The 13,303-nt window shown below is 50.4% G+C and carries 17 protein-coding genes; 6 read left to right on the forward strand and 11 right to left on the reverse strand.

Going from position 1 to position 13,303, the window contains the following annotated elements; genetic code table 11:
* Positions 1 to 55 precede the first annotated feature (55 nt).
* Positions 56 to 337: a hypothetical protein gene (locus CRO74_RS09935; protein ID WP_097125788.1), complete on the forward strand. Its 282-nt coding sequence runs from the start codon at positions 56 to 58 to the stop codon at positions 335 to 337.
* Positions 338 to 493: 156 nt separating this feature from the next.
* Here the strand turns inward: CRO74_RS09935 and CRO74_RS31535 are convergent, their stop codons facing one another.
* The 10 genes from CRO74_RS31535 to CRO74_RS09990 all read right to left on the reverse strand — a co-directional run bounded on the left by CRO74_RS31535 (position 494) and on the right by CRO74_RS09990 (position 7,838).
* On the reverse strand, positions 494 to 637 hold the full coding sequence (locus CRO74_RS31535; RefSeq protein ID WP_179830085.1) for a hypothetical protein: 144 nt from the start codon (positions 635 to 637) through the stop codon (positions 494 to 496).
* Positions 634 to 1,170: an IS200/IS605 family transposase gene (gene tnpA, locus CRO74_RS09945; protein WP_449448531.1), complete on the reverse strand. Its 537-nt coding sequence runs from the start codon at positions 1,168 to 1,170 to the stop codon at positions 634 to 636. The genes CRO74_RS31535 and tnpA overlap by 4 nt, the downstream gene beginning before the upstream one ends.
* 456 nt (positions 1,171 to 1,626) lie before the next feature.
* Entirely contained in the window at positions 1,627 to 2,187 is a 561-nt protein-coding gene (frr, locus tag CRO74_RS09955) for a ribosome recycling factor (protein WP_097125790.1), read from the reverse strand.
* A gap of 94 nt (positions 2,188 to 2,281) precedes the next feature.
* Positions 2,282 to 3,016: a UMP kinase gene (pyrH, locus tag CRO74_RS09960; protein ID WP_097126086.1), complete on the reverse strand. Its 735-nt coding sequence runs from the start codon at positions 3,014 to 3,016 to the stop codon at positions 2,282 to 2,284.
* A 62-nt stretch (positions 3,017 to 3,078) separates the two neighbouring features.
* Complete coding sequence (locus CRO74_RS09965) at positions 3,079 to 4,032, reverse strand: sugar phosphate isomerase/epimerase family protein (RefSeq protein ID WP_097126087.1); 954 nt, start codon at positions 4,030 to 4,032, stop codon at positions 3,079 to 3,081.
* 16 nt (positions 4,033 to 4,048) lie between these two features.
* Positions 4,049 to 4,555 (reverse strand): acyl-CoA carboxylase biotin carboxyl carrier protein subunit, encoded by a 507-nt coding sequence (locus tag CRO74_RS09970; RefSeq protein ID WP_097125791.1) that lies wholly within the window; start codon positions 4,553 to 4,555, stop codon positions 4,049 to 4,051.
* A gap of 80 nt (positions 4,556 to 4,635) precedes the next feature.
* Positions 4,636 to 5,544: a DMT family transporter gene (locus CRO74_RS09975; RefSeq protein ID WP_097126088.1), complete on the reverse strand. Its 909-nt coding sequence runs from the start codon at positions 5,542 to 5,544 to the stop codon at positions 4,636 to 4,638.
* Positions 5,545 to 5,585: 41 nt separating this feature from the next.
* A complete protein-coding gene (gene dusB / locus CRO74_RS09980) occupies positions 5,586 to 6,575 on the reverse strand; it encodes a tRNA dihydrouridine synthase DusB (RefSeq protein ID WP_097125792.1) in 990 nt (329 codons plus the stop codon).
* A 250-nt stretch (positions 6,576 to 6,825) separates the two neighbouring features.
* Positions 6,826 to 7,416, reverse strand: coding sequence for a hypothetical protein (locus CRO74_RS09985; protein WP_097125793.1), 591 nt, complete (start codon positions 7,414 to 7,416; stop codon positions 6,826 to 6,828).
* 14 nt (positions 7,417 to 7,430) lie between these two features.
* Positions 7,431 to 7,838, reverse strand: a complete 408-nt coding sequence (locus tag CRO74_RS09990; protein WP_097125794.1) for a hypothetical protein — start codon at positions 7,836 to 7,838, stop codon at positions 7,431 to 7,433.
* Between the two features lie 378 nt (positions 7,839 to 8,216).
* Here CRO74_RS09990 and CRO74_RS09995 point away from each other — a divergent pair, with 378 nt between their 5' ends.
* The 4 genes from CRO74_RS09995 (at position 8,217) to CRO74_RS10010 (ending at position 11,044) form a co-directional block, all read left to right on the forward strand.
* Positions 8,217 to 9,116, forward strand: coding sequence for a CPBP family intramembrane glutamic endopeptidase (locus CRO74_RS09995; protein WP_097126089.1), 900 nt, complete (start codon positions 8,217 to 8,219; stop codon positions 9,114 to 9,116).
* Positions 9,117 to 9,165: 49 nt separating this feature from the next.
* The gene (locus tag CRO74_RS10000; RefSeq protein ID WP_394341883.1) at positions 9,166 to 9,390 is read left to right on the forward strand and encodes a putative signal transducing protein; all 225 of its coding nucleotides are present in this window, start codon (positions 9,166 to 9,168) and stop codon (positions 9,388 to 9,390) included.
* Complete coding sequence (locus tag CRO74_RS10005) at positions 9,371 to 10,204, forward strand: phosphatidate cytidylyltransferase (protein ID WP_097125795.1); 834 nt, start codon at positions 9,371 to 9,373, stop codon at positions 10,202 to 10,204. Before CRO74_RS10000 ends, CRO74_RS10005 begins: the two co-directional genes overlap by 20 nt.
* Before the next feature lie 111 nt (positions 10,205 to 10,315).
* Complete coding sequence (locus CRO74_RS10010) at positions 10,316 to 11,044, forward strand: carboxypeptidase-like regulatory domain-containing protein (RefSeq protein WP_097125796.1); 729 nt, start codon at positions 10,316 to 10,318, stop codon at positions 11,042 to 11,044.
* Between the two features lie 53 nt (positions 11,045 to 11,097).
* Here CRO74_RS10010 and CRO74_RS10015 read toward each other — a convergent pair whose 3' ends face one another.
* Positions 11,098 to 11,877 carry a UDP-2,3-diacylglucosamine diphosphatase gene (locus tag CRO74_RS10015; RefSeq protein ID WP_097125797.1) on the reverse strand — a complete coding sequence of 260 codons (780 nt, stop codon included), beginning with the start codon at positions 11,875 to 11,877 and terminating at the stop codon, positions 11,098 to 11,100.
* Positions 11,878 to 12,139: 262 nt separating this feature from the next.
* On the opposite strand from CRO74_RS10015, the gene CRO74_RS10020 reads away from it, so the two are divergent.
* A complete protein-coding gene (locus CRO74_RS10020) occupies positions 12,140 to 13,297 on the forward strand; it encodes a hypothetical protein (RefSeq protein ID WP_144035893.1) in 1,158 nt (385 codons plus the stop codon).
* The last annotated feature ends 6 nt before the right edge of the window (positions 13,298 to 13,303 follow it).

A 13,303-nucleotide genomic window follows, 5' to 3' on the forward strand; every position in this document is an offset into this window, starting at 1 on the left:
CGAAAAACCCCTCCTGATACGCAACCCTTTGACGCCACATTTCGTATAGGTTGGCATGCGTTACATCGTTGTTTTTGCCAAGCAGGAAATCAGCTATGCCGTTGCGTTCGAAGATCCTTCCGATGCAGTCGACTTTTTATTCTGGGGTTACGAAGAATACGAACTGCTTCCCTACGGCATTTTCGATATGCTCACGGGCGAAATCATCCCGTACCAACACCGGGGCGAACGCACAGCAGACATAGAGGAGCCCGTCATACGGCGAATTGCCTTGGATTATATAAAATCGGCCATGCGGCAGACGGGTGTGAAACAAAACAAACAAAAGACAAGCTAACTGGCTCTGAATTCCTTACGATTAAACCAGATGCCGCACCTTAATTACCTTGTATCGTTTCCCCATACCTAACCAATCAGAATGATAGGCCGGTCGCTGGTGGTGACCGACAGGTCGAAGTTCAGGCAGGTCTTAAAATTGATGGCGGGGATGCGTTTAATGAGCGTGGTAGCGTTTCAGCACATCTTCTTGTAGCCAATCGAAATCAATACCGTGTTGATGGCAGATAGCTTCGATCAGCGGCAAATCGTCTTTGCGAATACCGTAATGCACGAAGGTGGCATCGAGTCCTTTTTTCATGGGTTTGGTACGTTGGTTTTGCTGGAATCACCATAAGGTACAACAGACTCGGTAGTTACATTTCCAAGAGGTTCGTCAAGCCAGTCGAACAGGTATTGAGTTTGGAAATCGACCCCTGCTTTGTGTAACATATCGAGGTATTCATCTCGGAATCGTTGTTTCTGGTGATGAATAGGCTGGTTTCGGATATACCGCACCACAGTATCCAGCTGCGACCGGGCGTGTGAGAAAGCACCGTAGCCTTCCTGCCACTGGAACCGGCCAGCCACCCATTGTTTTTCTTTGATTAGAGTATTTGTAGCTGTTTTCAGATCGCGCACCAGGGTTGAGATAGCTTCGGCAGGATTTAACCCCACAAACAGATGAATGTGATCGGGCATACAGTAAATGGCCAGGGGTTTGTGCCGTTTTTCGTTGACGATACCGCACATGTATTTTTCAAGTTCATCGCGAAAGGATTCGTGGATCAGCGATTGCCGGTATTTCACAGCAAAAACCAGATGTATGTAGAGTTGGGTGTAGGTGTCGGCCATGAGATTATCGTTTTTGTAAGCGAACGGCGTTCTCATTAGACAATCATCACGTAATCCGGTCATCAAGGCTACAAAGATTGGGCTCCTCTGGAGCCTTTTGTTGGCGTATTTTACGCCGGCCAGCCGCAACCATCCCCATTACCGGATTGAGCGCCCCCACATGCCATGCAATGGCCACGCACAACGCGATGGAACTCACACCGTGTTGCTCCGGCAGGAGCAGCATCTTTGTAGCCCAATCGGAAATGCCAACGGTGTTTCCGATTGGGGAGGGCGTTTCCCATATCAACCCGCTCCGGCAGGGGCGGCATCTTTGTGTCCCCTAAGCAAACGCACCCTGTTGTAGACTGACGGCTACGCGGAATACCATCGCTCGGGCGACCCCGTCCACGTTACAACAAAAAGCCGCTCACCTCGATGGTAAGCGGCTCTTATTCGTTGTAGGTATCCAAAGGATTACACCACCATTATATCTTTTTCTTTGGCGACGAATACCTCTTCAATGCGGGCGATGAAGGCATCGGTTAGTTTCTGAACGCGCTCCTCGCCTACTTTCACCGCATCTTCCGAGACACCGTCTTTGGTTAGTTTACGAATGTCGTCGTTGGTGTCTTTGCGGATGTTGCGCACGTTGATTTTTGCCGTTTCCACTTCCTGTTTCACCTTTTTGACGAGGTCGCGCCGACGTTCTTCGGTGAGGGGTGGAATACTCAGACGAATCTGTTCGCCGTCGTTGTTGGGGTTCAGGCCGAGGTTGGAGTTACGAATCGCCTTTTCGACCTCGCTGATGAGCTTCTTCTCGAACGGCTTGATAACAATGGTGCGGGCATCGGGCGTATTGACAGACGCGACCGTGTGCAACGGTGACAGGGTTCCGTAATACTCTACCTGTATCCCGTCGAGCATACCCGCGTTCGCCTTTCCCGCGCGGATTTTTGTCAATTCAATGGCCAGGTGCTTGAGCGCCTTCTCCATTGTATCTTTTGCATCGTCGAGATATAACTCAATTTCTTCCATTTTATACTAATTGAATGGGTGAATGAGCGAATGAGTGAATAGTTACTTAGTCGATTCAATCACCTTACTCATTAAACAGATTAATTCAGACTACTTATTCTGGTAATTTCATGGTAATGAGTGTACCCTGATCGCTGTCGCCCTGCACCAGTTTGAGCAGGCTGCCTCTTGTATTCATGTTGAACACGATAATGGGCAGGCTGTTTTCCTGGCAAAGCGTAAAGGCGGTTAAGTCCATTACACTCAGTTTCTTTTCGTAAACGTCATCGAAGGTAATGGTGGTATATCGGGTAGCCGTTTTGTCTTTCATCGGGTCGGCGGTGTACACACCATCAACTTTGGTGCCTTTCAGGACGACATCGGCCTCGATTTCAATAGCCCGCAGACTGGCCGTGGTATCGGTGGTAAAATAGGGACTTCCGGTACCGGCTGCAAAAATCACGACACGGCCTTTTTCGAGGTGACGCACCGCCCGCCGACGTACATACGGCTCGCAGACCTGCTCCATTTTAATGGCCGACATCACGCGGGTGTACATACCGTGTTTTTCGAAGGAGCTTTGCAGGGCCATAGCATTGATAACCGTAGCGAGCATACCCATGTAGTCGCCCTGTACGCGGTCGATACCGGAACGTTCGCCCGAGACACCCCGGAAGATGTTCCCCCCGCCAATAACAATGGCTACTTCGACACCTAAGTCAACGACTTGTTTGATTTCCTGACTGTATTGCTCCAGTATAGCCGGGTCAATGTTGTATCCGTTAGGCCCAGCAAGAGCCTCCCCGCTCAACTTGAGCAGGATGCGTTTATACGTTGTTTGCGATGTCATGAAGGGAAAATTTGCGGGCAAAGATAAGAAAAAGGCCGAACGTTCGGCCAGGAAAATTAATGTCAGGCCGATTCCCAAAGTTCACGGAGTCGTTTTAAATCCCGTTTCATGGCGGCAAACACCTCTTTTTGGGGGACAGTCAACTGAGTTGCGCCATGTTCGGCCCCACCCGTCGGGTACTCAATGTGCAGAGAGACAGGCACCTGAATGGCATATTTCTTCAGCAGAGAGAAATAGCGTTTAAAATCAACGATGCCCTCGCCCAGCGGTACGTCCTGTACGGTTGTGACGCCATTTTTCGTCGACCAGACAAAATCTTTAATGGCAATCGACTTAACCGAAGGTTGCAGCAAGCGAAGGCCATTGGGCCACGATTGGCCTCCCTCTACGGTGGCATGACGTATGTCATACTGCACGCCCATGTGGGCTGGTTCAGCCGTTCTCAGCATTTCCCAGATTTCCCAGACGGAGGCACCTACCAGCAAACCTGCATGGTTCTGATAACAGCCAATCAGGTTCAATGATTTGTTCAGCTCACCCAGCGCCCGCAACTGCTGCTGAAACCCCTGGATAGAGTCGGGTATGGACTTTTTTTCCTCATACTGATACCACTTCATCCGATACAGCTTAAATCCGGCTTTCGACGCGGTTTTGAGCAACCGAACATCAACGGCATTTGTGGCATCACCCACCGCCGTGGTCATGAGTTTGGGAGGTAAGCCTACTTTTTTCAGCGCTTCGACCGCTTTCGGCAAGTCCTCTTCAACCCTGTCCGGACGAACGTGCCCATCCGGACGAACGGTTACGTCAACACCGGCGAATCCCATTTCGGCCGCGGCAGTGGCCATATCGGCATAGTTCAGGAACTGCAAATGCTTCGAGAAAATATGCACGTCGGGCAGCGGCAGGGCGGCTTCCCCAGCCAGTGCGGGAAACGAGGCCGCTACCAGCGGAAGCGCACCGGCAGCAAGGGCCGTCTGCTTGACAAAGCGTCGTCGGGTGTAGAGGGTATCCATACCAGCAAAAGCCTGCTTACGCAAATTCTACCAGTACCTGTCCTTTTTCAACCCGGTCGCCTTTGTTGACCCGGATGTTTTTTACGGTACCATCGCCGGGTGCTTTGAGCAGGTTTTCCATTTTCATGGCTTCCAGAATGAGGAGACTATCGCCTTTGTGAATCTCATCGCCCGGCTGTACACTGATGCCAACGATCAGCCCCGGCATGGGTGCTTTCAGTTCATTGACCTTGCTGCTGGCCACCGAACTCATGCCCATTTTTTCGAGCAGCAGGTCGAACCGGTCTTTTAGCTGAACAAAGTGAATATGGCCATTCAGCTTCAGGGTAACCGTCTTATCGGCTGTATTGAATTCCACTACTTCGGCCGTAAACGACTTGTTGTCGTGAAGAATATGAAATGTCCGGTCGTTGAGTTTAACCAGATCCCAGTCAAAGGGCTCGCCGTTAATAACGGGTTGTCCGTTCAGGAAATCAATGCTAACGGGCGGAGTATCTGTATTGGTCAGGGTTGCCGTGTACATAGTCGAATACTTGTTGTGTCGTATTGAAGTTCGGGGTGCAGCCTTCGTCCAGCGAAGCGTTACATTTCTAAAACCGCAACCTACGATTTATTTACTAACCAGATGCCGATCAGGCAGACACCCATCCCGGCAAACTGTATCAGATAAATTGTTTCGCCATCCAGTACGCCCCACATGAGGGCTACAATGGGAATGAGGTACGTGACGGAGGCCGCGAACAAGGGAGAAGCCAGTTGCATGACCCGGTTAAAGAAGATGGACATCAGCCCCGAGCCAAATACGCCCAGCGTAACCAGCGCCCATAACGACCAGCTGCTATGTGCATCCACTACGCGATTAAAAAAATCGGTAGGTGCCAACGTTAATAAGGCGATAGGTCCGGCAAAGGCAAAGAGCCAGGCCGTTGAGACCAGGGCCGGTAAGTGACTCAGATACCGGCCAATCAGGTTGGTATTCAGGCCGTAGCAGATGGTTGCCAGGACAATAAGCAGCGCGTACCCGTTGATTTGAAAGGAACCGGTAGCACTAAAAAACACCAATAACAGTGACCCCGCCAGCCCGAGTAAAATCCCGGCCACCTGTTTCAGCCTGAGTGCCTGTCCGAAGAAAACAGCTCCCAGAATAAGCGTAAACAGGGGACTCAGGGAGTTGAGCGCCCCGGCCAGGGAACTGTTGAGGTGGGCACCCGCTTCGGCAAATAAAAACGCCGGTATTACAAACCCGATGATGGCCGATGCCAGCAACGCCACCCAGCGATGCCGAACCATAACCCGAATATCAGACTGCTGACTTTGCCGGACCAGGAAAGGGCTAAAAAATAATAGAGCAAACACCAGTCGACCGGCGGCTACCTGCTCCGGTGGAAAGATGCCTAGACTTCGCTTGATGAGAATGAATGAACTACCCCAAACCAGCGCCAGGGCACATAACAATACCCACGCCAGCAAGGGGCGGCTTTGGGGAATAACAACGGGTTCTTCGGTAGTCATCAGCAGTGGAAACAGAATCGCGGAAAATATCCGCGATCCCCTCAAACAAGTTCTACAATATAATTCTCCTGAATTTCGTCGAGAATGTCACTCACTCCGCTGTACGAATCGGTGGTAACCAGCCGCATCCGGTAGGGTTTGAAATCGTGCAGGCCTTTAAAATAATTGGCGTAATGACGTCGCATTTCAAAAAGACCCAGGATTTCGCCTTTCCAGCGAATCGAGAAATCGAGGTGCTGCCGACAAACGGATACCCGATCGGCTACGGTTGGCGGGGGCAAATGCTGACCCGTTTGCACGAAGTGCTTGATTTCGTTGAAAACCCAGGGATGCCCAATGCTGGCCCGGCCAATCATCACGCCATCCACGCCAAACCGGTTTTTGTATTCCAGCGCCTTCTCGGGGGAGTCGATATCGCCGTTGCCAAAGATCGGAATCTGGATGCGGGGATTTTCTTTGATGCGCCCGATGAGCGTCCAGTCGGCATCACCTTTGTACATCTGCACCCGCGTGCGGCCATGCACGGTGAGCGCTTTGATGCCAATATCCTGTAGTCGTTCCGCCACTTCGCCCACGTTTTTGGTAGACTCGTCCCAGCCAAGCCGCGTTTTTACCGTTACGGGCAAATGGGTCGCTTTGACAACGGCATCGGTCATGCGCACCATCTTGGGAATATCCTGCAACAAAGCGGCTCCGGCACCCCGGCAGGCTACATTTTTAACAGGACAACCGTAGTTAATGTCAATTAAGTCGGGGTTGGCGCGGGAAGCAATCCGGGCGCATTCGCCCATTGTTTCCACGTCGGAGCCAAAGAGCTGAATGCCGATGGGCCGTTCGTACTCGAAGATATCGAGTTTCTGAACACTTTTGGCGGCATCCCGAATGAGCCCTTCCGAGGAAATGAATTCCGTGTACATCAAATCGGCACCATTTGCTTTGCAAACCGCCCGAAACGGCGGGTCGCTCACATCCTCCATGGGAGCCAGTAATAACGGAAAATCCGGTAATTGTATATTGCCAATGTTGACCATTGTCTGCTTATGTTATAATTCAGCCGTTAAACGAGACACAAATTTCCGGTTAATTCATTAGAATTTGAGAAGTCGGCTCCGACGCGTACTATTGATTTAGCACAATCCATGAAGCAAATTGGTTCCCCTGTGCGTTTTCGGCAAACCGGCCGGTAACCTTACGGAACGGCCTGAGCATCCAAAACGACCAATTTGCCTAGCCGTTTTGACTGAGAGGGAGTGCATAACTAAAACGTTTAAACAGACCTGGCTAAAACCGGTGACTGATGCCCGTGCCAAGCATGAAACTCATGCCTGTATCCTTAAAATTGGCCATCCGCAGTCGAGCATCGACACTCCAGCGTGGATCAAAAAGCCACTCGTATTCAGTAGCGACGTGCCCGCCGGTGTTCAACGCATGGTCTATTTGCCGATTGATCGCGACAGCCTGTAAGCGGTTTGGCGAGAACAGAGCCGCTCCACCCCGGTAGATATCATCACGCCGATACCAGGCCGAAAACCCCACACCCAGTCGAAGTGCATGACGCGGGTGCCGCAGCAGGTCCACGAGTAGGGTAACATCGGTGGTGAACCGATCTCTGCGGTCAGGATCCGGAACAACGTCATTGAACGGTAGATTGATTGACGAAACCCGCATATAACCCAGTTCGGCGGCTATCAAAACACGATCATTTCGGAAATGATGCGCCAACCGGCCTACGTAACGCGGTCCTACATCGTCAGGCCCATCGAGTGTGGTCAGGTCAACACCAAAACGGATAGAATTTCGGCCAATGGGAGTCTGGGCATTCAGTAAACCCGATACCAACAAGCCAATGAGCAGGAGAAAATAATGTTTCATAACGTATAGGGAGTTTACTGGCAGAACCATTCGATGGTCAGAGCGCCGGTGGTGCCCGGAGCCCCCGTTACCACCAGTTCGGTTTGATAAGTTGAATAAAAGTCGCCCTGAAAGGATTTATCCATATAGGTACCGGCCGCCAGCGTATCCCGCCGAATCGGATAAGAACCTCCTTGACTGGGCGTAAGTGGATCGACATGCATCGTAACCGGCTGGCTAATGGTACCACTAACCCGAATCGTCATGGAGTTTGGATAGGGTTCGGGGGCAGGAAGCACGGTACGAACCGGTACCGAAAAATCGGTGATGTGGATGCGTTGGGATGTCCGATTAAGGACTGTAACCTCCCGGCAGCACATCAACATGGGTGGGAGCAAGAACAGTATTGCTCTCAGGGTGTACTTCTGAAAAATCTGTTTCATACGTTGAGTAAATAACGTTTAACCAAACACAGCTACTCTTTACAACAGACCTGCATAAGCCGCTCCGACTAAAGAGCCAACTTAGAAAAGCCTTCGCAAAGACGAAGTTAGTCGATTGGCCGGGCATGTTAAATAACTTTTTAAGGGTAGATTAGGAAGGCCTGACTCGAATGCGGTCGGGGTTTATTTTTTTAGGTGTAAATTGCGCCATTTGCGATTAAAGCCACTGATCCTTTCTGTAATGCTTCAGCAGCGTCTTTTAAATGACTTATATACTAACGGGGTGCCCGATTTTCAATAAATTGACCGGAAATTATGCAACCTAGTTATACGCCCCAGGGCGCTACATCACGACCACCCACCCTCGGCGGCCTATCCATGCTCGTTGGGTTTGTACTCATCGGGGGGGTTATCAGCACACTGATTCTGTTTGTACTTCTGGCCGTTGTCAACGGCATGAGTCTTGCCGAGGCCCAGGCTTATTTGACTACATTGGCCACTCAACCAGCGAACTCACCCGGCAGTTGGTACGAGCTAATGACCCTGCAAGCCGTTAACCACCTGGGCACCTTTCTATTACCCAGCCTTGCTTACTGGTACCTGATCGAACGGCGAACGTGGTCGGAGTTTAATAACCGGTCTATCTGGCAGGTGGCGGGCGTGGGCTTTGTCAGCGTCATCGTCATTGTCTTTATGCCGTTCGATGGGCTGATCATCGACTGGAACCAGAATCTGCATTTGCCGGAAACGCTTGCGCCGGTTGAGCAGTGGATTCGGGATAAAGAGAAAGGCCTGGAAGGCATCACCAAATACCTTACTACTTTTCGAACACCGGGACAGTTAATTATGGCTCTTCTGGTGATCGCCATTATCCCGGCTATTGGTGAGGAAACCTTGTTCCGTGGTGTTCTTCAGCGCAATTTGAGTTACTGGACGGGCAATGTTCACGTTGGCATCTGGCTGGCGGCTGCCTTGTTCAGTGCGATTCACGTACAATTTCTCGGCTTTTTTCCACGAATGCTCCTCGGGGCATTGTTTGGTTACCTTTATTTGTGGTCGGGTAATCTGTGGATTCCGATTCTGGCGCACTTTGTCAACAATGGCTTTACCGTATTGATGGTTTATTTGCACCAGCAGAAAGTGACCTCCATGAATATTGAAGATACAGAAACAGTACCTTTGGCCGGCGCTCTGGTTTCAGGCGCTTTGACACTGGTGTTACTTTATTATTTCAAGAAAAGTAATGACGGGCAGGCGGCAGCAAGCCGGGCGAGCTGACCACGGCAAGTATGCTGGCGCTTTCCTTTTGCCGACACCTAACCCTCACATGAATATGACCGAAAACTGGGAAGTAATTTATGCAACACCGCTGCCTCACCGGGCCGAACTGGTAAAGGCCCTGTTGCTCGAACACGAAATCGCAGCCGTAGTTATTAACAAACAAAGCAGCAGCTACCCCACCTATGGCTTGGGGCAAAGCGAAGTGCATGTACCAACCCAAGACGCCATCCTGGCCAAAGTAATCCTGGAGAATGAAGCAACGTTTAGCTAAACTTACGAACCTTCAACAACGGGTCGTTGCGGCCGTAGCGGGAGTTCCCTTTATTTTATTTATGATCTGGTATGCCGACTGGACATTTGCGCTCCTCTTTTGTCTGGTGAGTGCGCTAACCCAGCGTGAATTTTACCGGTTGCTCGGCCTCGACGGCTTCGAACCGCTAACGGCCTACGGGACGGTAGTGGGCACCATGATCTGCGTACTGGCTTATTTTATCGAAACGGACCAGATGGGCACGGGTAACTATTTTCTTATTTGCCCGGCATCGTCAATGATCTTCCTCATCAAGCTATACAAAAAGAAGGACATGAAGCCCTTCACCAATATTGGCTTTACGTTTCTGGGGATCATCTACGTGGCCATGCCGTTTGCCCTGCTCATCATTCTGGCGCTTCAGGGAGGCAAGTTTCACCCGATGATCATTACCGGTTGTTTGCTTCTTTTATGGGCAAGCGATATCGGTGCCTATTTCGCCGGTACTAAATTTGGCCGTCGCAAGCTTTTTGAGCGGGTATCGCCAAAAAAATCCTGGGAAGGCAGCATTGGCGGTGCAGCCGCTGCTGCACTGGTGGCGCTGGGTCTTACCTTCTGGGCACCCGAGTTACGGCCCTGGCAGTGGTACTGCGTGGGGGGTATCATCGTCGTAACCGGCACGTATGGTGATCTGGTCGAGTCGTTATTTAAGCGGAGTATTGCCATCAAAGACTCCGGCAGCAGTATTCCCGGCCACGGTGGGTTTCTGGATCGATTCGACGGTTTACTGCTGGCGGCACCTTTTATCATCACGTTTCTGAAGCTGTTTGCCTGAGGTAAGTAAAATTAAAATAACGCCAAAAAGCCTAAAATCTCTTAAAATTCGGGTAACAGAAACCATAACCTGCCTTTTCCTCGTTTACTTTGTAGTATGGTTCATTTGTCTATGAAGAAGTCATTGACGTTTTTGGTCTGTCTTCTGGTGCTTTCGGCGCTGGGTGGACTCTTTTCCACCGCACAGGCGCAGGGGCAGGAACGGCAAATCACGTTCACTGGCTTTATCACCGGTGGTAAAACGAACGAACCGCTTCCCGGTGCCTATATTTATATTCCCAAAGCAGGAAAAGGCGTCTTGTCGGCGCCAAACGGCTATTTTGCGCTGCCGGTATTTCCGGGCGACAGTGTTATTTTCAGCTATGTCGGTTTCCGGACGCAGTACCATATCATTCCCCGCCGTTTAACTGACCTTACGTACTCGGCGGTTGTAGCGTTGCAGGAAGATGTAAAAACCCTGGCCGAAGTAAAGGTTTACCCGTATGCTACGGAAGAGTTGTTTAAAGAAGCCTTCGTCAATTTAAAACTCCCCGACGAAAAAGAACGCGAGAATTTAGCCCGCAACACTAGTCCCGAAGCCATCATGCGGCAGGCGGCTACTATGCCTATGGGCGCTCTGGCCAACCACCAGAATTTCGTGAATCAGCAGTTTTTTGGGCGAGAATCGCTCCTTGGCCGAAGTGCAACCCCCACGTTTGCCTTTACAAACCCCTTTGCCTGGGCTAACTTTATTCGCTCCGTTAAGCGGGGTGATCTTAAAAATAAAGAATGGCGAAGTGAGCTAAATAAAGCCCCGCGCGAAAATATGACGCGGAAAGATATTCTTCAGGACGGTAATTGAGTCCACGATTTGGTACCAGTTGCTCCGCTTTTTTCTTCTACCGGGTATATCGTCTATACCGCCCACGTTTTCAGACTCAGCTGACTTCCGTCGAATACGGCGTAGGTTTTGGCGAATACCCATTCACCGAGGTTTATGTAGCGGCTCGATGGCGTGACGGCCAGATCGAGCGTCAGGTGGCGGTGGCCAAACACGTAATAATCATGATGAAGTTTGGCTTCGATTTCACGGCTGTACAGCATGAGCCATTCCCGGTCTTCGCCCAGAAAATGATCCTCCCCTTTTTCCTGATTACTCATGCGACTCCGGCGCGACCATGCCTGCGCCACACCAATGCCCAGGTCGGGGTGTAACCAGCGAAACAGACCACGGGCCAGTTTGCTTTCGAAAACCGTTTTCAGGCGTTTATAAACGAAATCGCCGGGGCCGAGGCCATCCCCGTGCCCGATGAAAAACTGCTTCCCGTTGATGGCGTACCGACGCGGGTTTCGGTAGACGGGTATGCCCAACTCCTTCGTAAAGTAGTCGTTCATCCACATATCGTGATTGCCCGTGAAGAGGATAATCCGCGTACCGGCATCCGTTAGTTCGGCCAGCTTTCCCTGCAAGCGGATAAATCCTTTGGGGATGGTATGCTTGTATTCGAACCAGAAGTCAAACACATCGCCTACCAGAAAAATCACATCAGCATCGTGTCGGATGGCATCCAGCCAGGCCACCACGGCCCGTTCCCGGTCGAGGCTTTTCTGGATTGACGGCGTACCGAGGTGAAAATCGGACGCAAAATAAACGTTACGGCCAGGGGCAAGCGAAATGGTTTCGATATCAGACATGCATACGGGAATTCGACCGTAAAACTACACAACGATTACCGTTCACTCAGTGAACCAGACCGGATGTCGATAAAAAATACATCTTTAAGGCTAAAAGATGTATCAGCTCTCCCGAACGCTTCTTATCTCAATCTTACTAATTTGGCCAGGTTACGGAGTACAGGCACAAGAGTCGGCAAAGTTGATTGCTGAGCTGGATTCTATTCATAAAGCTATTCAGAGTACTGCCTGCGCGAACCAACAGGTAATTTCGAACCGGGCCATGAACCTGTACCTGTCCGACAGGATTGGGAGTTACCTTGCTGATTACAAAGATCTTTCCTTCTACAAAAACTACGTTACGTTTAATACCAGAGAGGGCGTCTTTTCATTGAACCATAATTTCTTTCAGGCAACCGGCGTCGATGAACCCGTCAGATCATTTCTTGTTGTAGGCGTCAAAGCCAACGTGATGACCGCCCTGGCGTCGACCTTTACGGACAAACCCTTTACGAATGAATTGGGAGCTACCCTAAAAAAGGCATGGATTGCAAAGCCTAAAACCACGATAAACAATTGCCGGGAGAAAAACATAATGGACACAAAGCGGGCATCCATGTTAAACCTGCTCAAACGTGAACTACAAAATAAAGAAGCTGACTTCACTAAATCCATAGCCTCACTTAACCAGGACGGCCTTTCGGATGCCGACTTTGCTCAAATCAAAGTCGAGTTGAACCAAAACTTCTATGTTGGTTTACTGGATGAGTTCTCGCGAAAGTTTGCCACCCTGCAATACCTCGAATTAGCCGAAACGGCGCGTTTCAGGCAAATCACTACCCATTGGACAACCCTTAACGCCTATTTACCCATCATCCTTCAGCGCTTTACCGTAGCTCGTTCAAACGCTCAACCGTTGGAAACGAAAAAATCGTATCCGTTCGAATTAGCGATTACGCATACACGATTCTGGGAGTCAAAAAAAATGGGGAGGTTATTTCTTTCGTTCGAGGGCAGTGTTTTCCTGAATAATTCCGTTAAGAGCTTTTCACCGGAAGCGATCAGTTATAGCCAGTACAAAAATTCAGGTGGGCTGGATACACTTACCCTGAAACAGCGGAATACACGCTCACTTTTCGTGGGCGATTACGCGTCATTCCTCACGCCCAGGGCCAAAATTAACGTTGTTTACTACCCGGCCGAATCGCACATCGGCCTCAGTTCGTCTCTCGAACAAAACATGGGTACCTACCACGCTTTAAACTGGGCCATTGGTATTCCGATTGTGCTGATTGATAAAGTCGGCGCACCAGCGGCAAATTTCGAGTTTCAGCTTAACTATTCTGACATTACGCATACTTTTCTGTCGGGAAGGACAACGGCTGATCGCCTTAGCGTTAGCCTCACTGTTGCCGTTCCTTTCAGTAAAATAATTTATTGACAAGCT

The sequence above is a fragment of the Spirosoma fluviale genome, from assembly GCF_900230225.1.
Lineage (GTDB): Bacteria > Bacteroidota > Bacteroidia > Cytophagales > Spirosomataceae > Spirosoma > Spirosoma fluviale.